Annotated in this window: 19 protein-coding genes; 15 read left to right on the plus strand and 4 right to left on the minus strand. The window is 43.6% G+C overall.

All coding sequences use genetic code 11. From position 1 onward, the window contains the following. Nucleotides 1–55: 55 nt before the first annotated feature. Nucleotides 56–1,006 carry a LysR substrate-binding domain-containing protein gene (locus EX191_RS00270; RefSeq protein WP_065645470.1) on the minus strand — a complete coding sequence of 317 codons (951 nt, stop codon included), beginning with the start codon at nt 1,004–1,006 and terminating at the stop codon, nt 56–58. Nucleotides 1,007–1,104: 98 nt separating this feature from the next. Here EX191_RS00270 and EX191_RS00275 point away from each other — a divergent pair, with 98 nt between their 5' ends. Beyond that, nucleotides 1,105–1,314 (plus strand): DUF1127 domain-containing protein, encoded by a 210-nt coding sequence (locus EX191_RS00275; protein WP_041852893.1) that lies wholly within the window; start codon nt 1,105–1,107, stop codon nt 1,312–1,314. Between the two features lie 68 nt (nt 1,315–1,382). On the opposite strand, the gene EX191_RS00280 is transcribed toward EX191_RS00275, so the two are convergent. Further along, nucleotides 1,383–3,074, minus strand: coding sequence for an AMP-binding protein (locus tag EX191_RS00280; RefSeq protein WP_193446948.1), 1,692 nt, complete (start codon nt 3,072–3,074; stop codon nt 1,383–1,385). A gap of 148 nt (nt 3,075–3,222) precedes the next feature. Then, on the minus strand, nt 3,223–3,948 hold the full coding sequence (locus EX191_RS00285) for a helix-turn-helix domain-containing protein (RefSeq protein ID WP_006742387.1): 726 nt from the start codon (nt 3,946–3,948) through the stop codon (nt 3,223–3,225). A 330-nt stretch (nt 3,949–4,278) separates the two neighbouring features. Between EX191_RS00285 and EX191_RS00290 the strand changes: the two genes are divergently transcribed. The 14 genes from EX191_RS00290 to EX191_RS00355 all read left to right on the plus strand — a co-directional run bounded on the left by EX191_RS00290 (nt 4,279) and on the right by EX191_RS00355 (nt 16,703). Next, nucleotides 4,279–4,452, plus strand: coding sequence for a Flp family type IVb pilin (locus EX191_RS00290; protein ID WP_031781043.1), 174 nt, complete (start codon nt 4,279–4,281; stop codon nt 4,450–4,452). Continuing rightward, the gene (locus EX191_RS00295; RefSeq protein WP_041852894.1) at nt 4,452–4,940 is read left to right on the plus strand and encodes an A24 family peptidase; all 489 of its coding nucleotides are present in this window, start codon (nt 4,452–4,454) and stop codon (nt 4,938–4,940) included. The genes EX191_RS00290 and EX191_RS00295 overlap by 1 nt, the downstream gene beginning before the upstream one ends. A gap of 61 nt (nt 4,941–5,001) precedes the next feature. Beyond that, nucleotides 5,002–6,315: an AAA family ATPase gene (locus tag EX191_RS00300; RefSeq protein WP_193446949.1), complete on the plus strand. Its 1,314-nt coding sequence runs from the start codon at nt 5,002–5,004 to the stop codon at nt 6,313–6,315. Between the two features lie 13 nt (nt 6,316–6,328). Continuing rightward, a complete protein-coding gene (cpaB, locus tag EX191_RS00305; RefSeq protein ID WP_193446950.1) occupies nt 6,329–7,084 on the plus strand; it encodes a Flp pilus assembly protein CpaB in 756 nt (251 codons plus the stop codon). Nucleotides 7,085–7,091: 7 nt separating this feature from the next. Next, complete coding sequence (locus EX191_RS00310) at nt 7,092–8,555, plus strand: type II and III secretion system protein family protein (RefSeq protein WP_006742390.1); 1,464 nt, start codon at nt 7,092–7,094, stop codon at nt 8,553–8,555. A 13-nt stretch (nt 8,556–8,568) separates the two neighbouring features. Then, the gene (locus EX191_RS00315) at nt 8,569–8,793 is read left to right on the plus strand and encodes a hypothetical protein (RefSeq protein ID WP_012841463.1); all 225 of its coding nucleotides are present in this window, start codon (nt 8,569–8,571) and stop codon (nt 8,791–8,793) included. A gap of 25 nt (nt 8,794–8,818) precedes the next feature. Beyond that, nucleotides 8,819–10,087, plus strand: coding sequence for a pilus assembly protein TadG-related protein (locus EX191_RS00320; protein ID WP_048625933.1), 1,269 nt, complete (start codon nt 8,819–8,821; stop codon nt 10,085–10,087). Nucleotide 10,088: 1 nt separating this feature from the next. Then, nucleotides 10,089–10,553, plus strand: coding sequence for a TadE/TadG family type IV pilus assembly protein (locus EX191_RS00325; protein ID WP_012841464.1), 465 nt, complete (start codon nt 10,089–10,091; stop codon nt 10,551–10,553). Continuing rightward, nucleotides 10,550–11,068: a TadE/TadG family type IV pilus assembly protein gene (locus tag EX191_RS00330; RefSeq protein WP_041852895.1), complete on the plus strand. Its 519-nt coding sequence runs from the start codon at nt 10,550–10,552 to the stop codon at nt 11,066–11,068. Before EX191_RS00325 ends, EX191_RS00330 begins: the two co-directional genes overlap by 4 nt. A gap of 12 nt (nt 11,069–11,080) precedes the next feature. Then, nucleotides 11,081–12,289: an AAA family ATPase gene (locus EX191_RS00335; protein ID WP_006742392.1), complete on the plus strand. Its 1,209-nt coding sequence runs from the start codon at nt 11,081–11,083 to the stop codon at nt 12,287–12,289. A gap of 12 nt (nt 12,290–12,301) precedes the next feature. Continuing rightward, entirely contained in the window at nt 12,302–13,747 is a 1,446-nt protein-coding gene (locus EX191_RS00340; protein WP_193446951.1) for a TadA family conjugal transfer-associated ATPase, read from the plus strand. Nucleotides 13,748–13,756: 9 nt separating this feature from the next. Beyond that, nucleotides 13,757–14,725 carry a type II secretion system F family protein gene (locus EX191_RS00345; protein ID WP_006742394.1) on the plus strand — a complete coding sequence of 323 codons (969 nt, stop codon included), beginning with the start codon at nt 13,757–13,759 and terminating at the stop codon, nt 14,723–14,725. Nucleotides 14,726–14,727: 2 nt separating this feature from the next. Further along, complete coding sequence (locus EX191_RS00350; RefSeq protein WP_164666308.1) at nt 14,728–15,669, plus strand: type II secretion system F family protein; 942 nt, start codon at nt 14,728–14,730, stop codon at nt 15,667–15,669. 20 nt (nt 15,670–15,689) lie between these two features. After that, entirely contained in the window at nt 15,690–16,703 is a 1,014-nt protein-coding gene (locus tag EX191_RS00355; protein ID WP_006742396.1) for a tetratricopeptide repeat protein, read from the plus strand. A 118-nt stretch (nt 16,704–16,821) separates the two neighbouring features. On the opposite strand, the gene EX191_RS00360 is transcribed toward EX191_RS00355, so the two are convergent. Continuing rightward, nucleotides 16,822–17,937, minus strand: coding sequence for a phosphatase PAP2 family protein (locus EX191_RS00360; protein ID WP_114323583.1), 1,116 nt, complete (start codon nt 17,935–17,937; stop codon nt 16,822–16,824). Between the last annotated feature and the right edge of the window lie 63 nt (nt 17,938–18,000).

Genomic DNA, 18,000 nt, shown 5'->3' on the forward strand with positions numbered 1-18,000 from the left:
TTACACACAGCGCGTTTTTGTTTCGCTGATATACGCCTTTGGTGTTGTTTACCGATTATTCTGAAGCTGAGCCAGTATTACTAACATTGAGGTCGATGGTTTTAAAATCTGGTATCACTGACTTTTCAAATGTTTCTATTTCTTCTCTCAACCATTGTGCAAACAATTGGGCTTTAGGTCGCTTTAAGTAGCCTTTTGGAGCGCACAGGTAATACGCAAATTTGGGTTTAATGGCTATATCACCAATTCGGACCAGTTTGCCTGAACGGAAATATTGATGAGCTAAACTGTGTTTGACGAGCGCTACGCCTTGTAGTGATAACGCAGCTTCTAACACTAAGTGTGAGCCACTGTATTTTAAAGCAGGCTTTGCCGCTGAATGACCAAGTCTCGCTAACCACATGTTCCAGTCCAGATCTGGCCAAACGTCTTCGATGAGCTCTGCTTTGCTTAAATCTTCAATGCGATAGATGCCGTGCTCTTTCTGATATACCGGATGACAGGCAGGATAAAAAGCTTCATCCATCAGCCATTGTGATTCTAAATTAGGGTATTTTCCTAAACCGTAACGGACACACAAATCGATCTGACTATCTTGAAAAGACACCAAATCATTGGTTGGTTCTAATAGTAAGGCGATATCAGGGTGACGCTGACGAAAAGCCGTAATTTTCGGGACTAACCAATGGTGAGCGAAAGAGGGGAGTGTTGATATCGAAAGGTGGTTAGGATTAGGATCTTGATTAACCAATCTCACCCCTTGCTGCAAATGAGCAAACCCTCTTTCTGCCTGAGTAAACAGCAGCTCTCCCTCAGGTGTGAGCACTATTTTTCTGTGCTGGCGAACAAATAAGTCCGTTCCTAAAAACTCTTCAAGATGACGAATTTGCTGACTGATGGCAGCTGGCGTAACAAACAATTCTTTTGCCGCTGTTTTAAAGCTACCTTCCTTTGCTGCAACGAAGAAGTAATACAAGCCCTGTAAAGGAGGCATTCGATCTTTCACATTAGTTTTCCTTAACTCAATGGCAGATTCTATCGTTTGAGGATATCAGCGTAGTCGCTGATTATTAAGTGGTCAACATTGTTATAGGAGTTGGTTACATGGAAAACATGACACACACTTGTGAGCGCACTTTACCAGCTGACCATCAGACCGGATTACAGTTAATTTATTCTAAACTTGCTAGTTGGAGAAGAAACTACAAGACACGTCGTCATTTGAGAGAGTTACCAGAACATCTTTGGGACGATATTGGATTAGATGAAAAGGAAATTAATAGTGAAGTGAGGAAGCCTTTTTGGAGAGAGTAGTTTATGAGTTTGATTCAAGCTCAGAATTAAACTGCACTCCCCAATGATATTGAGGAGTGCAGACAAGGCTATAAGTCTTCTTCCCACACAACCAATTCACCTTTCGGCCAGTTGTGACCAATTTCATGATACTTTTGCTCAAGCACATGACGTTTAATTTTGAGTGTTGGCGTCAATACGCCATTTTCAATGCTCCAAGGCTCTTTAATCATTAATACGCCTTTGATTTGCTCATGAGAGGCGAGTTCTTGATTCATTTTTGCAATGACTTTGCGGGTGGTTCGTGCGTACCGTTCCCGATCAAAGTTAGGAAAATCATGTGGCACAACCAAAAGAATCGGGGCTGGTAGCCCTAAACCGATGAGGCACATCATCTCTACGCGACTGTATTCGAAAAGTTTTTTCTCGATAGGAACTGGAGAGACAAACTTACCTTTGGCGGTTTTAAAGTTATCTTTTTTACGGCCTTGAATGGTTAGGTAACCATCTGAGTCGATAGAGCCGATATCGCCAGTGTGTAGCCAGCCCTCTGAATCAAAAGACTCTTGGGTGGCAATGTCATTTTTGTAGTAGCCAGAAAATAGCCCTTTGCCACGCACCATGATTTCATCATCGTCAGCGATTTTTAACTCAATACCTGGTCCAGCATTACCGACACTACCAATTTTGTCAGCTCTAAACGGGTAGTTGAGCGTGCTATAGGCAAATGATTCTGTCATGCCCCAAGCTTCAGTAATATTGAGTCCTACAGAGTGGTACCACTCCAGCAGTGCTGGTGATACCGGGGCAGAGCCACAGCCTAATACTCGAGCCTGATCCAACCCCAATCCTTCTGCGAGCTTTTTCTTGATCAGAGAATTGACGAATGGGATTTTCAATAGAATGTTGAGCTTCTTCTGTGGAAGTTTGTCTTGAATACGTTGTTGGAATAGCGTCCATAATCGCGGGACTGAGATAAACAGAGTCGGGCGGTGCATTTTTACATCTTCGATAAAGGTATCCAATGATTCTGGAAATGCTGTTGGTACACCACCCATGATGGATGAGCCAAAAATGTAGACGCGCTCTGTAATATGAGCCAAAGGTAAGTAAGAAAATAGACGATCATTTTCTTGAATACCGATATGGTTTATCAGTTGTTGTACTGACCAGTTAAACGCTCCGTAGGTCAGCATAGCACCTTTCGGTAATCCTGACGTACCAGAGGTATACACCAAAGACATTAGCTTATCGTCGTAGTGCTGTGGACGCTCTTCACTTGGCATTGCATCGGCAATGAGTGCTTGGTATTCATACTGACATTTTGGCGCGGTATCGTAGGGGAGCGAGATACTAATGAGCTCCGGCATTGCATCAATGACTTGCTGGGTTGCTTTAGGATCATCGAGTTTTCCGCCAATGAGCGCTTTACTTTCACTATGAGTCACACAGTATTCGATGGTGTCCGCGCCGGCGGTAGGAAAGATTGGCACACTGACATAATCGCCAGGCATCATCGCAAGATCGCAAATAAACCACTCTGCACAGTTTTTAGATACTAATGCTACTTTGTCACCAGGCTGTACTCCGAGGTTGCGTAATGCACTGACGAGTTTTAAGGCTTGATCGGCAACATCAGCGAACGTGTATTCAACAAATTGTCGGTTAATAATTTGTTTTAGATAGACCTCATTTGGACGCTCTTGAGCCCATTTGAGAATCATTTCATTTGGTGGTGGGAGAGCGCAACCAGCAGCGCTGTTTAGATTCGGCTGATTCATTTTTAGTGACTCCATGTCTTCTCGTTGTATTTATAATTGTTAACGCATTGTTAACTTTAGCATGTTAAATAACGACACGGGAATGCATTTTGATGAAATATGTGGGGAGGATAGCGTTAGTTACCCCTAAAGTCGGTACTAATAGCGCCTAAAACTGTTGCCGATAATTCGCTGGGGACAGGCCTGTTTTTTTCTTAAAAATTCGAGAAAAGTAAGAGACATCTCGGTATCCACACTGATAAGCGATGTAGGCAATTTTCATGGATTCATTTTCAACGAGCATTTTCTTTGCTAATGAAATACGTTTCGCAGTGACATAATCACGAAAGCACATACCAACTTTGCGATGAAATACTTTGGAAAAGTAGTTCGGTGAGTAGTGACAAAGCGCAGCTGCTTCCTCTTCCCGTAGGTCTTTATGTACGTTATTGGCGATGTAATGAACCACGTCAGAAAAATTCGATTTTCCGCTTCGAGAAAAGAGTTTATCGACCGAAATTTGTTCTTCGTCGACCTTGCTGTGCAAAAAGTATTTCAATTTTATCTGTGATAGCCAAATCGGGAGGGTGATTTCATTCAACGTATAATATTCCGCACAAATATGCTTTGGCGGTAAGTGAGGCTCGATATCGGTTGGATGTATAACGATCAGTTTTTTGTCGAGATTTTCACAGAGCGTGATGACGCCTTTCAGGTGCTCTCGATGATCGCAAGTCATGTAGTAGAAGAAATAGCTGTGTTCTTTATCGCTAAGCACAGAAATATCTTTGCTACAGTCCATAATCTCAAAGCTCTTATCAAACTCACAGCGAAGTGATTCCGGCAGCGAGCAAAGAGTCTCTCCAATCCAATAAGCTTTGGTCAGTCTATCCATATGAATCCCGCTCAGTACGTACTACACCAACGTTAGTATGTATTGAGGTCAGTCGAGCCTCATTCCTTGAGCTTCAGACCTCACCCTTTCGTTTATTAAGCTTAGGCTTATATAGTCATACTGCAAGTGTGAAAGGTGTCACATAGTTGGTGGTGATGTGTCTCGTTATTGATACATTTTGATTCTGAAGCGCAGGTAGGCAAGAAAGTACCAACCTTTGGCAAAAAAGTCCTAACCCCCCTAATTCTCGGTGACTAATGTTTAAGCATGATTCAGGTGCACATGAGACCTGTATCATTAATCGCGAGATACGTTAAAGGGGATAATCATATGGATAACTTTCGCAATCTAATCAAGGACTTCATGGAAGATGAAGAGGGGCTAACACTTTTAGAGTACATTCTAGGTGCGGCGTTAATTGTTACAGCGTTCTTGACTTCAGGCTTCTGGACGACTTTGTCTAACAAGTTTACTTCAGTAGCTGGTCGTATCAGCAGCTCGTAATGGTTAGCGAGTTAGTTATTTGGTCATTGCTTATTGCGATTGGAGTATCAGACGCTCAGAAACACAGAATACCAAACAAAGCGGTGCTTATGCTTTTGGTTGCTGTTACTGCAAACGTAATTTACAACCCAGCAACAAGTGGCTTGGATCATTTATATGGTGGGTTGGTTGCGTTTGCAGTGTGTTTCGCGCTGTATCTGTTCAAAGTAATGGCTGGAGGAGACGTTAAGTTACTCGCCGTCATAGGGGCATGGCTGGGTCTGAGTAACCTTGGGGAAGCGTCTACTGGAATAATACTTGCTGGAGGCATCGTGGGCATTTTTTATCTAATGTTACACGTGTCATCGACTAGTGTTGCTCTATCACACCAGATAAAAGGGTATTGCTTAGAAAAAGTAACACCAGGCTTTAGGTCTAATAAGCCGTTAGTCATTCCTTTCGCGCCGATAATCGTAATTGGATTAGCTTATTTCTCCTACACCCATTAAATAATAATAAAAAATGGCATGCAGCATCAGTTGACTAGGCAACTTCAAGAGGGGAAGTGTGATGGGCTCTGTGTATTGGGAAAAACTCGTGCCACAAATAAATCCACCAAAGGTGCCTTCGTCTGTCGACGGTCTTGGCGTGCCGTCTTCAGTTGTTGAAAACCTAGTGTTGAAACATCTGTCTGCCTATCCCAAATGTGACTTAATCGAATTAACGCAACGGCTTTGTATTGTTTCGAATATTGTCGAGCTTGCTTTGGCGCAGTTAAGAAAGCGAAGTTGGGTAGAAGTTTATCAGCCAGCATCAGACAAGTTGAGTACATCGTATTCCAACGTACGCTACAGTTTAACTGAGCTTGGGCTTGCAGAAGCAGACATTGCGTATAGAAAAGATCCGTATATCGGTCCTGTTCCCGTCTCTTTGGAAGAATATTGGACGGTTGTTGAGGGACAAGATCTTCGCAAGCATCCTATTAATCGCAATGATGTTGAGCGAGCGCTGTCTGACGTGTTTGGTTCGGATCATTTGATACCCGTTTTAGGGCCGGCCATTAACTCGGGTCGTGCTTTGTTGCTGTATGGTCATGCGGGTACCGGTAAAAGTTACGTCGCATCAAGAGTGCTCAATGCAATGAACACTTCGGTATTCATTCCTTATGCCGTATATGCCGATGGCAACATCATCAAAGTGTTCTCAGAGCATCATCACCGTCGTTTAGACAACTCCCATTCTCAGGTTTTCGTTAAGTTGGAAACGCATTACGACAAACGCTGGGTTCTTTGTGAAAGACCAAACATTCAAGTGGGCGGTGAGCTGACATTGGATATGCTTGAGGTAAACCACAGCGAGCATAATCGTGTATGGATTGCGCCACTGCAAATGATGGCTAACAACGGAATCTTGGTGATTGATGACCTTGGTCGTCAGTCAATGCCTGTTGATGCCCTGCTAAACAGATGGATCGTTCCAATGGAGTACTTATTTGACCATCTAGCTTTGCCAAATGGTCAACAAGTCACGGTGCCGTTTATGCTCACTCTGGCATTCTCCTCCAACTTTGCACCAAGCAAAATTGCAGACCCCGCTTTTTTACGTCGTTTGGGTTACAAGATCGAGTTTACACCGCTTGGTTTGACAGATTATCAAGCGCTTTGGGTTTCGCTTGCTAAAGATTACCAAATGACGCTTGTGCCTGAGTTTTTCGATACGTTAAGTCAGTTACATCGCGACAATGATGTCGCCAACTACCCTTGTTTACCAAAAGACTTACTCGGTATTAGCCGCGATATTTTGGTGTTCGAAGGGAAAGAGAAGGTCGTCTCATCAGACATTTTAACCCGTGCCTGGGGACTGTACTTCACAGTGGATGAATAGGGAGATCTAAATTATGAGTCGGACTCAAGTCATCATGTTGCTGTTGCTCTCCATTGTTTTCGGCCTTGCCGCCGTGCTGATCGCTAAACAATGGATGGATGGCAGAAACCAACCAACTGTCGAGTTAGAAGAGGTCGAAAGACACCCAGTTTTAGTTGCCGCCATGGAACTAGAGCCAGGGACCATTCTATCTCAGAAACATTTGTCTACTAAGCTCATGGAAGTGGATTGGATAGACGATGAAACGCTAAAAGTACAAGAACAGGCATTGGGAAGAATTGTTGCCAATACCATTTATGCGGGCGAGCTGGTTAACTCGAATCGTCTTGCATTGCCCGGTGAGGGCGCGACACTTGCTGCTTTAATTCCTGAAAACAAACGAGCAATCACCATTCGTGTTAATGACGTTATCGGTGTGGCCGGGTTCTTGTTGCCGGGCAATAAGGTCGATGTATTGAATACCGTGAGTTATGGACAAGGTAAAAACGCCACAACAAAAACGGTGCTTAAAAACATCAACGTTCTTGCGGTCGACCAAACAGCCAAAACCAATGATAACAAACCCGTTATTGTGCGTGCGGTGACTTTAGAAGTAACACCGAAAGAGGCAGAAAAGCTCCTATCGGCGAACAGCAAAGGCGACATTCAACTTGCTCTACGCAACCCTCATGAAGTGGATAAACCTGTTGTAGCAAGAAAATACACGCCACGACCTAGTGTGACCATTATTAAGGGATCTCAGGCATCCAGTGTCCGAGTCAGCAATTAGGTGAATTATGAAAACAATAATATTACTCGTTAGCCAGTTACTTTTTGTCAGCTTGTCTGTTAACGCAGCCACGGTGCAGTCAGGAAAAGTCGTGACCGTTGCGCATCACCAATCAACCCAATTGATGATATCCGGCCAAGCGAAGAAAGTGACGTTAGGGGATCCAGAAGTCTTGGATATTTTAGTGCTCAGATCGAACGAGCTGTTTCTTATTGGTAAGAAGTTAGGTACCACGAATGTGTCGGTGTGGGATCGCCGAGGCCGATTAATTGAGCAGTTTAACGTGGAAGTCACGCATGATCTAAACACGCTTAAGTCGAAGCTTTATCAGTTCTTGCCGGATGAAAATATCGAAGTGCACAGTGCGCAAGAAAAAGTGGTACTTAGAGGCTTGGTCAGCAGTCAGCAAAACATGGACACTGCGGTCAAAATTGCTGAAACCTTCGCTTTAGGTGAAGCGGCAGATGAAGAAGATGACAGCTCTAAAGATGATGACAGCATGGTGATCAATCTACTTTCTATTGGCGGGGCTCAACAGGTGACGCTAGAAGTGACCGTTGCCGAAGTGCAGCGCACACTAGTAAGACGCTTTGACTCAAACTTCCACTTTTTCCAAAGAAGTGGAGACTTTACCTGGGGTGGTACGACTGCTGGTGGCGGTATTGATGGAATTGGACCGATTTTGAACGTCCCAACAGTCGAAGATTTCGGTTTTCTAGGGTCGTTTATCGATAGCAATACCTTGTTTACCTTCGCGCTTGATGTGGCGAAACAAAATGGCGTGGCGAAAGTGTTGGCAGAGCCTAGCCTTACCGCATTAAGTGGTACGCAAGCCGAGTTTGTCGCTGGTGGTGAATTCCCAATTCCAGTACCAAATGAAGATGGTATTACCATCGATTATAAAGAGTACGGTGTTCAACTCGACTTCGTTCCGTTTATTTTGAGTGATAAGAGAATCAACCTCAAATTGAACGTCAATGTGAGTGAAATCTCCAACTCAGGTGTGCTGACGTTTAATCCAAACGAAGTGAATGCCACGTTCTTTATTCCGCCAATCACCAAACGAAGTGCTGGCACCACGATTGAGCTGGCTGATGGCCAAACCATTGGTATTGCAGGCTTATTGAGTGAAAACGCACGTAATGTCGCGGATGGCATACCTGGAGCGAGTGATTTACCTGTTTTGGGGCGCTTGTTCAAGAGTGAAGAGTTTACCTCAGGGGAAACAGAACTTGTCATTCTGGTCACCCCTCGATTAGCAACCCCAATCGATCGACGTCGAATCACACTGCCAACGGATGGCTTTGTGGCTCCGAACGATGTGGAGTTCTATTTGCTTGGTAAAGGTGCTGAGTTGGATTTTGATAGATACCAGCTAAACGACATCAGCGAAGAAGATACTAACAACAACTTTATTCAATACGGTTCGTCAGAAGGTGGCTCTGAGGGCAAGTTTGGGCACAGTCTATAAGTGGGAGAGCAAGATGAAAAGCATAATGATAATGACCATTTGTTTCACATCATTCGGCTTGTTTGGCTGTGCGAATGACCCCGAGCTTGGTATCTCGGTTAGCCAGTTGCGCGCTGAACAAACTCTTAATCCAGAAGCGTGGTATGAGAATTTGGGTTATTTACCGGAAGGTAGTGGTGAGCGTACACAAGTTAGCTTAGAGGTATATAACAACAACGGGGTAGCCAAAGATGAGTAAGTGATATGTTCACTTAGGAGGGGCTATGCGAAGGAATATGCATATAGCACCAAGGCGAACCCAGAAAGGGATTACCTTAGTGTTGATAAGCTTGGTTTTGTTGATTCTATTGGGCGTTGCGGCGTTTGGTATTGATTTAAACCACCAAGTTCTTAATAAAACACGTTTACAGAATGCGGTCGATACTGCGGCCCTTGCAGGTGCTGTCGTTGCTGATAAGACAGAGGATGTGAATCAGGCTGAAACCGCAGTGAGAACAACGCTTAGTGGAATATCAACCGAGCCTGGAAATTCTGAGCTGACGTTTAGTGACAGTAATACAGCGGTGACATTCTCGCATGATATGCAGACGTTTGTAAGTGCAGCAAGTTTTACACCGCCATTGGGGGAGTACGATATTTATGTCCGCGTAGCGGTCACCGATATTAGCCTAACGCAGTATCTGAGTGGTTTGTTTGGGATTGATAAAGAGGTCTCTGCGAGTGCGGTTGCAGGGCGGAGTGCGGCTATTGCATATACGTGTAATTTAACGCCAATCGCCATGTGTGGTGATCCTGCTGGTGATGTGAGTGATGCATGGGGGTATCGTCCGCCGGGTTACGACCCTAATGTAGATATGGATCCTTCTCTAGTGCATGAGCTGAAAGTCGGGGATCAGAATAACACCGATATGGGGCCCGGGAACTTTCAGTTACTCGATTTTGGGCAAGAAACGGGTAATAGTGGTGCAGCCTTAGTTCGTGATGCATTGTCTGGTGCTTACAACGGTTGCGCCTCAATTGGCGATACCGTTACGACTAAACCAGGTAATAGTGCAGGTCCAGTTGCACAGGGACTGAATGTGAGGCTCAACGACTTTTCGGGACCGATTAAAAATGACGGAACGGTTTTACCAGACAAATACGTGAGAGAGCCCGATGTTTTGGCTGAGACCGATGCGGAGTACGCAGGTGACCTGTATTACGCCAACTATCGTCAGGAGCTAAGCTCTTGTGAAAGCGGTGGTGCTTGTGATGGCAGTAGTTATACCGGTGATGGTGGTCTGAACGGACGCCGTATTTTGCGTATCCCTATCGTAGATTGTACGGCCTCGACAGGTAAGTCTGATTTTGATGTTTTGGGCTTTGGTTGCTTCTTTTTACTACAAAAAGTCAGTAACTCAGGTCAATCATCAGTATTTGGGCAATTTCTTTATGATTGTTTAATTAATAACGGTTCGACTGGCACGGATCCGACAGATAAAGGCTTCTACCGTATCCATCTATACAAAGATCCGTTTAGCGGGGCCTCTTGATATGTTGTATTCAAATAGAAAGCATCAAAGGCCAAATATTTGCAGTCAACAAGGGCTGGCAATCATAGAGTTTATTCTCGCCTTGCCAGTGCTATTGATGCTAACCGTTTTAGTGATCGATGTGAGCCGAGCTTTTATTCAGTATACCGAGGTCAATAAAGCGCTGCAGAATGGGGCAAGGTATGCCGTCGTTGATACGTACGGCACGTTGAACTTTGAGTCAATTGCTGACGAAACCAGTATCAAGAATGTCGTTGTGTATGGAAGCCCAATAGCCTCTACTACACCTGTGATAGACCATATCAGTGTGGATGATATTGTCATTACCCAACCAACGAGTACCAATAAGGTGGTCACTCTATCGGCGACTTACAATTACGTGCCGATATTCTCGACCTTACCTTTTTCGAGCACTTCTTTGCAATTTAGCATTGGGGCGACCACGTCTATGAGGACAGGCCCATGAAACGATTGATAACGAAACAAAAAGGAGTGACGCAGCTTGAGTTCTCGGTAATCGCTTTGGCCGTTATATTAGTCCTGTTTTTGATCATCGAGTTTGCGATCTATTTCTTTTCGGTGCAAATGGTCAATGAGGTAACACGAAGAGCTGCGAGGCTTGCTACCGTGTGCTATATCGCTGATAGGGATGACATTCCTAACTTACCAGCTGTATCAGATCTCTATCCATCAGGCTTTTCTGCGAGTAATTTACAGATAGATTATCTTGATGAAGCTGGTGCAAGTGTTGATGTATCAGGCTTTCTTTCTACCCCTCCAGCGTCTAATGACGTATTAAATGCGCAGTTTTCTCAAATTAAATATGTTCGAGCAAGAGCGGTAAATTATACTTTTCAGTTTTTTGTTTTAGCTGCTTTAATTAATGCAGTAGGGAGTACTCCAGCTTTTGAAACTATATTGCCTGCAGAGAGTTTAGGAATACTTAGACCCGAAGGGACCAATGTCATTACGGATTGCTAATGGAGTAGCTTTATGTTGAAACCAGTTAAAATAAATGAAGAAACATATAAAAGTTTAAAAACTAACTTGATTGTTTGGATAGTTTATTCTACGTCAAACTTTAAAATTCATATTGCTGATGAATTATCCGAATGTGTCAATCTAAATATTGATTGGATAGAGCTAGAGTCTTTTAATTTAGACTTTGTTAAAAATAAGCAAATTCCCGATCTTATTTATATTGAAACCGGTGAAAGTTGGGCGCAGAAAGTGGCTCATGTGTACTCTAGTGACAGTAGCTTACAGCACAATCACACCGCTTTGATTGTCTTTGGTGATGAAAACGATACGGCATCTCTCAAAATGGCATTGAGGCTTGGCGCAACAGACTATTTGTCGCGTTCTGTTGATCTCGGTGAGCTTTATCCGCTATTAAAATCGACCGCGGATGAAAAGATTGCCAATAAACAAATGGGCGATTTAACTTTATTTATCAATACAAAAGGTGGTTCGGGTGCAACAACACTGGCGATCAACACCGCGATAGAACTGTCAAGTTACGCGAAGAGTAAAGTATTGCTCATTGACTTAGATATGCAGTTTAGTGATGCGGCCGATTATTTAAACTGTAAGCCAAAATACAATATTAATGATGTGATTGATTCTGTTAATGATTTGGATGAGTTATCACTAGAAGGTCTCGTATATCAACATCCTTCAGGTTTGAATTATTTATGTTTTAACCAAAATGATACCAAGGATAATCATAAGCACGCAGTTCAAGTCAGTAAGTTATTACCTATTCTGAGACAGTTTTACTCACATATTATTGTAGATTTGTCTCATGGTGTTGAGCATGTTTATCAACAAATTGTTTCTCCGGCTACGCATATCTTTTTAATTATGCAGCAGAATGTTACTTCGGTTAAGCATGCTGTCAGCTATATACGTTCTTTAGAATTAGACTATGGTTTAAGTAGTCATCAGGTTGAACTGATTGTTAATCGTTTTGAAAAGAAATCAACAATATCTTTGAAAGACATTGAAAATGCAGTTAGTGGACATGCGATACATTTAGTACCTAATAATTTTGCTATTGCTATCGAGAGCGCTAATTTGGGTAACCCAATTGTTCAATCTAAGAAAAATAGTGCGCTGAAAGCTTCTTTGGCTGAAATATCGCACTTATTAGAAAGTCCGACCAAAGAGAATCAAAGTTGGATCAAAAAACTATTTTCTTAGTAAGGGGGAGTTATGTTTTTCAAACGGAAAGGCGTCGGGAGTTCTTTCAATTCCGTAGATGAAACAAAAGAATCCAAAGTTGTGAATGTCGAGTTGGCAAAATCTGACGAAGATACGTCAGATGAGCAAAGGGCTTTATCGCCTGTTGAAGCCAAGATGAAAGCGATCGAGGAGCAGAAAAAACAGCTAGAACAAGATCTCTCGATCAAACACTACTATCACAAAAAGCTACTGGATACCTTAGATCTCGGGCTTCTATCGCACTTGCAAGAAGATCGTGCGAAAGAGGAGTTACGCGAAGCGGTCGTTCAGCTCATTGCTGAAGATCAAACACACCCGTTGAGCTCTGAAGCTCGCAATCGCGTGATACATCAAATTGAAGATGAAGTGTTTGGTCTAGGGCCGCTGGAACCGCTGCTTGAAGACCCAACGATTTCAGATATCTTGGTCAATGGTCCGAAAAATATCTTTGTCGAACGTTTTGGTAAGCTCGAGAAAACGCCACATACCTTCTTAGATGAGCGCCATCTGCGCAACATTATTGATCGCATTGTTAGCCAGGTTGGACGAAGAATCGATGAAGCATCACCAATGGTGGATGCTCGACTCAAAGACGGTTCGCGTTTCAATGCGATTATTCCTCCTCTTGCCATTGATGGCCCTTCCGTTTCTATTCGACGTTTTGCAGTTGAACGTTTGAATATGGATAACCTATTAGAGCTTGGTTCGTTATCTCCAGAGATGGCGAAGTTTCTCAATGCTGCGGTTGTGGGGGAAATGAATATCCTGATATCTGGTGGTACAGACTCTGGTAAAACAACCACGCTGAATATTTTGTCGGGCTTCATTCCAAGTGATCAACGTATTGTGACCATTGAGGACTCGGCAGAGTTACAACTCCAACAGCCACATATTATCCGCTTAGAAACACGTCCTTCTAACATCGAAGGTAAAGGCGAAATATCTCAGCGCGATTTAGTGAAAAACTCGCTACGTATGCGTCCTGACCGGATAGTTGTTGGTGAGGTTCGTGGCTCAGAAGCGGTGGATATGTTATCGGCAATGAACACGGGTCATGATGGGTCGCTGGCCACCATTCACGCGAACACACCAAGGGATGCGTTGAGCCGTATTGAGAATATGTTCTCGATGGCGGGTTGGAATGTGTCGACCAAAAACTTGAGAGCGCAGATTGCCTCCGCCATCAATATTGTCGTGCAAATGGATCGCCAAGAAGACGGTAAACGCCGCATGGTCAGCGTACAAGAAATCAATGGCATGGAAGGCGACGTTATCACCATGTCGGAGATCTTCACCTTCCAAAGGAGAGGGGTCGATCAAGAAGGTAATGTGTTAGGTGATTACATGGCAACAGGGATTGTACCAAGCTGTCATGACCAATTAGTAAAACGAGGCTTAGACGTACCATTTGAAATATTCAATGAAAAAGCCCGTTAGGAGATTGCTATGGATAGTCAATTCCCCCTTTTTCTTGTGCTGCTTTTTTTGTCCGTATTCTTTATTAGCCAGGCATTAATTCTGCCTTCTGCGGGTAAAAAGGTTAAGCATAAGCAGTTAATTAAGCGGATACACGAAAGTCATAAACACATCGATCAAGAGAGTATTTCCCTACTAAGGGAAAACTCGCTCAAAAACCTTTCTCCATTAGAGCGATGGCTTGTGAGGTTCAGCCTATTCGATAACTTTAAGAAGAAGTTGGAATTGGCTGGGATACACATGGGGTTCAGTCGGTTTATTTTTCTCACCTTCCTCGGTGGGGTTGCGGTTGGGCTATTTCTGTTCTTATTCGGGCAAGTTTGGTACCTCTGTGCCGGTGTTGCTGTCGCTTGTTGGGTGTCGGTTTACTTCTACCTACAGAAAAGAATTGCCGATCGTTTAATGAAGTTCGAAGAGCAACTGCCAGAGGCGCTCGATATCATTAAACGAGTCCTACAGGCCGGTCAGCCAATTACACAAGCGTTTGGGGAAGTAGGCAGAGAGGTCAGTGCGCCGCTTGGCCCTGAGTTCATGAATACCTTTAACTTACTCAACTATGGTTATGACCTCCGCTTGGCGATTATGCAAATGTCGGAAAGAACCCCTACGGTATCCATGCTTGCTTTCTCGAGTGCGGTGTTACTGCAAAAAGAAACGGGTGGTAATTTAGTCGAAAACATTGAAAAGCTCTCTCATATCCTACGTGCTCGTTTCAAGCTCGCTCGAAAAATCAAAACCATTTCTGCGGAATCTCGAATGTCGGCATGGGTATTAGTATTAGCGCCTTTTGGGTTGTACGTCATCATTTCACTCGTTCGGCCTGAGTATATTGAGCTGCTTCATACGCACCCAATGGGGATCAAAATGGTGATTGGTGGGATGGTGGCCTTATTTATCGGCACGCTGTGGATTCGTAAAATCGTCAATATTGAGGTGTAGCTATGGAAAGCATTCAAGGATGGTTAAACGGTTTTGCTGTCGGCCAAGAGACGTTACTCATGGGGTTGATCCTCATCACCACCGTGTTGGTGGTGATGACGCTGGGCTCGATAATTATCGGGGTCAACTCGCCAATTAAAAGAAAGTTAGCCGAACTGTCTGGTGATAAAAAAGAAGTCTCTCACCACAACAAAAAAATGGCTGACACATTGGAGTCGTTAGCGCCTTTAACTTCGCCAACCAGTGAAAAAGAGCGCCAAACGACACGCAATAAACTGATGCATGCTGGGTTTCATGAAAGCAATGCATTGTCGATGTTTTATGCCATTAAATCGGTCACAACAATACTAGGTGTGATGGTGGCGGCACTGGTGTATTTCTCTATTCCGGAATCTAAATATCTGTACACCTACATGGCGTTATCCGTATTTATTGGGCTTCTGATTCCTGATTTTATGTTGCGCCGAATGGTCAACAAGCGTCAGCAAGCGATTCGTGCAGGTGTGCCCGACATGCTCGATTTGCTGGTGGTTTGTACTGAATCAGGGCTTGGCTTTAATGCGGCTTTGCGTCGCGTTGCAGACGAGCTGGTTATATCTCACCCAGAGCTTGCCGATGAAATCGACACGGTGTGCAACAAAATTAAAGCGGGTAAACCAATGCCTGAAGCCTTAAGAGAGCTAGTATTAAGGACAGGGTTAGAAGAATTGATGGGGCTGGTGAGCATGCTTAGCCACGCCTCTCGAATAGGTGGGAGCTTAGTCAACTCCTTGCGTGAGTATACCGAAGACTATAGGGATAAGCGTCAACAAGCTGCAGAAGAAATTGCTGCAAAAATCCCAGTCAAAATGATGTTTCCAATGGTGCTGTTTATTTGGCCATGTTTTTTCATCGTGGCTATTGGACCTGCGTTAATTTCATTGGCTGAGGCATTTTCTAATTAAAAAGCAAAATAGGGATCGTTATGTGGATTAAGAAATACGTCATCATCTCGTTGTTGGTGCTTACCGCATGTTCAACAACTGAACAGTCATCAGACTTCGATTCAACGCTGTACTCAGGTAAGCCCGTTGAGTCACTCACCAATGATGAACCTCCAAAAACAGAGGAGGAGGCAATCTCTCGAGGGGATATTGCATTAAGCAATAAAAATGTCGACTTAGCGTTGTATGAATACATTCGCTCGCTCTCTTTCCCGAATGCGGTTCATAAAGACAAAACGTTATACACCGTGGGGCGTATCCATTTGGCAAGAGAGAATTCAGAACTTGCGGATAAATCATTTCGAGCATCTTTGGCAGAGAACCCTGATCACATTGGTTCCCTCACAGAACTTGGCACTCTGTATACGAAACGTGGCGAAAAGGACGTCGGGAAGAGTTACTACATCCGCGCTTTGAATGCTGACCAAATTCGTATGGATGGCGATCCTATTATCACCAAAGACAATATTACAGCTGAGAGCGTTGCAACGTATCGCTATGATGATAAATCACCGGTTTCTGCTTACTCTGGTCTAGGTGTACTTTACGACATTCGTGGCGACCACGATATTGCGCAGGCATTAATTAGAAAAGCGTTGGATATTGATTCAAGAAACGTCAACGCTTTAGTCAGCCTAGGCTATTCCTACTACATGGAAAAAGCTTATTCAAAAGCGGCGCACTTTACTCAAGCTGCGCTGAGCATTAAGCCGGGGGATGAAAAGGGAATCAATAACTTGGGTCTCATTGCACTGGCAAAAGATCAACCACGACAAGCTCTGAGTATTTTTAGTCGACACATGACAGAGCCGGAAGCACTCAATAATGTTGGTTACTTCTTGATCCTTCAAGGCAAACCAGGCGAGGCGATTCCTTATCTACAACAGGCTATTGATAAGAATCCTGCCTACTATGAACTGGCAAATAAAAACTTAGAGCGAGCATTAGCAATGGTAAGAGAGCGAGGGGATACCTCTACCGCGCTTCTCCAATAACTTCACAGTCTTTTAAAAAAGAAAGCCACTCAGCAAGATAGAGTGGCTTTTCATTTTTGGGGACTTTTTCATTTCTGGGGAGTAGTGCCGTTGTAAAATTGTTTGTTCAATTAGCCGTTCATTCGCTTCTTTCAGGGTAAGAAGCATAGCGCCGCAAAGCCCAACCAACTATCTTCCATAACATCACCGTCAAGAGTGTTGCGAGGTAGCCATCAATCGCATAATGCCAGGCTAAATGTACCGAACCGATTTGAATGATGACTGCGAAAGCGTAAGCAAAGTAGCCGATGGTTTTGTTGAGTCTATAAATTGATAGCGCCATCAAAACAGCAATGGAGACGTGCAAACTCGGCATTGCCGAAATACCAGAACCAATACCATTGGCATTGGCGATGTACTCATCCCAAAGATATTGCTGTGTAGGCAATGCCCACAATTGTCCAGCGTCCACATTGGTAAGATATTGGCTTTGGGCTTCGAGCGTTTTCATCAGAGGAACAAACTGTTCATCTCCAGTGATAAGCTCCACGTAGCAAGGACCTGCTGAAGAGAGTAACGTAGCGAAGAAAACGCCAAGAATCATCCAAGACAGCGCAAAGGTAAGTAAAAATTGTTGCCTTACCAAAGGGTATTTTTTGTAGATAAGGAAAAAGATGAGTATACCCCACATACAAAAAAACCATGCGTTGTAGGCAACGTTTAGCACCAGTGAGGCCCAAGCATTGGAGAATAATGCATGGGTCAATTCCCAAGGTGCAACGCCGAAGTGCAACAGCGTATCAATATTCGCAAAGGTTAGATCCCATTTAAAAGGATTGATGATTGGAATAAGCGATTTCAAAAACGTGTGGTTAGAGAAAATCAGGTTAAGTGCCATCATCGAAACAAACACTGATACAGGGCGGTGCAGTGGAAAAATAAGATGCTTCAGTTTTTGTATGAAGCGCTTTGCTGGCTGTTTTTCTTTGCGCAGTATGAGATAGAAATAATAATAGATACACCAGCTTAAACCTGTGACATACAAAGCTTGCATGAGCGTTTCAAGGTAAGTGGTAAAAGAGTAATCAATAGGGAAATCGAGATATAAAGAACAAAGATAAATGACAGCAGTCGAGATAAAGCAATAGGTGTAGAAAATCTTATCGATCAATAACTCGTTCTTCATAGACTGGAGCCAAGTCGCTGCTTTTTGCTGCCAACTTACGTTGATCTGGTAATTGTTGTCTTGTTCCATCGACGATCCGTCATCTCTATCCTTCCAATGTCATTAAGCTTAGTTGAGAAAACGGGCACTTGT

This window comes from Vibrio chemaguriensis, from assembly GCF_012275705.1.
In the GTDB taxonomy this organism is placed as follows: domain Bacteria; phylum Pseudomonadota; class Gammaproteobacteria; order Enterobacterales; family Vibrionaceae; genus Vibrio; species Vibrio diabolicus.

Excerpts from the sequence above, each read along its gene's own strand:
- EX191_RS00275 (WP_041852893.1), top strand. The coding sequence starts at position 1,105 with ATGGAAAACATGACACACACTTGTGAGCGCACTTTACCAGCTGACCAT.
- EX191_RS00280 (WP_193446948.1), bottom strand. The coding sequence starts at position 3,074 with ATGAATCAGCCGAATCTAAACAGCGCTGCTGGTTGCGCTCTCCCACCA.
- EX191_RS00285 (WP_006742387.1), bottom strand. The coding sequence starts at position 3,948 with ATGGATAGACTGACCAAAGCTTATTGGATTGGAGAGACTCTTTGCTCG.
- EX191_RS00290 (WP_031781043.1), top strand. The coding sequence starts at position 4,279 with ATGGATAACTTTCGCAATCTAATCAAGGACTTCATGGAAGATGAAGAG.
- EX191_RS00295 (WP_041852894.1), top strand. The coding sequence starts at position 4,452 with ATGGTTAGCGAGTTAGTTATTTGGTCATTGCTTATTGCGATTGGAGTA.
- EX191_RS00300 (WP_193446949.1), top strand. The coding sequence starts at position 5,002 with ATGGGCTCTGTGTATTGGGAAAAACTCGTGCCACAAATAAATCCACCA.
- cpaB (WP_193446950.1), top strand. The coding sequence starts at position 6,329 with ATGAGTCGGACTCAAGTCATCATGTTGCTGTTGCTCTCCATTGTTTTC.
- EX191_RS00310 (WP_006742390.1), top strand. The coding sequence starts at position 7,092 with ATGAAAACAATAATATTACTCGTTAGCCAGTTACTTTTTGTCAGCTTG.
- EX191_RS00315 (WP_012841463.1), top strand. The coding sequence starts at position 8,569 with ATGAAAAGCATAATGATAATGACCATTTGTTTCACATCATTCGGCTTG.
- EX191_RS00320 (WP_048625933.1), top strand. The coding sequence starts at position 8,819 with ATGCGAAGGAATATGCATATAGCACCAAGGCGAACCCAGAAAGGGATT.
- EX191_RS00325 (WP_012841464.1), top strand. The coding sequence starts at position 10,089 with ATGTTGTATTCAAATAGAAAGCATCAAAGGCCAAATATTTGCAGTCAA.
- EX191_RS00330 (WP_041852895.1), top strand. The coding sequence starts at position 10,550 with ATGAAACGATTGATAACGAAACAAAAAGGAGTGACGCAGCTTGAGTTC.
- EX191_RS00335 (WP_006742392.1), top strand. The coding sequence starts at position 11,081 with ATGTTGAAACCAGTTAAAATAAATGAAGAAACATATAAAAGTTTAAAA.
- EX191_RS00340 (WP_193446951.1), top strand. The coding sequence starts at position 12,302 with ATGTTTTTCAAACGGAAAGGCGTCGGGAGTTCTTTCAATTCCGTAGAT.
- EX191_RS00345 (WP_006742394.1), top strand. The coding sequence starts at position 13,757 with ATGGATAGTCAATTCCCCCTTTTTCTTGTGCTGCTTTTTTTGTCCGTA.
- EX191_RS00350 (WP_164666308.1), top strand. The coding sequence starts at position 14,728 with ATGGAAAGCATTCAAGGATGGTTAAACGGTTTTGCTGTCGGCCAAGAG.
- EX191_RS00355 (WP_006742396.1), top strand. The coding sequence starts at position 15,690 with ATGTGGATTAAGAAATACGTCATCATCTCGTTGTTGGTGCTTACCGCA.
- EX191_RS00360 (WP_114323583.1), bottom strand. The coding sequence starts at position 17,937 with ATGGAACAAGACAACAATTACCAGATCAACGTAAGTTGGCAGCAAAAA.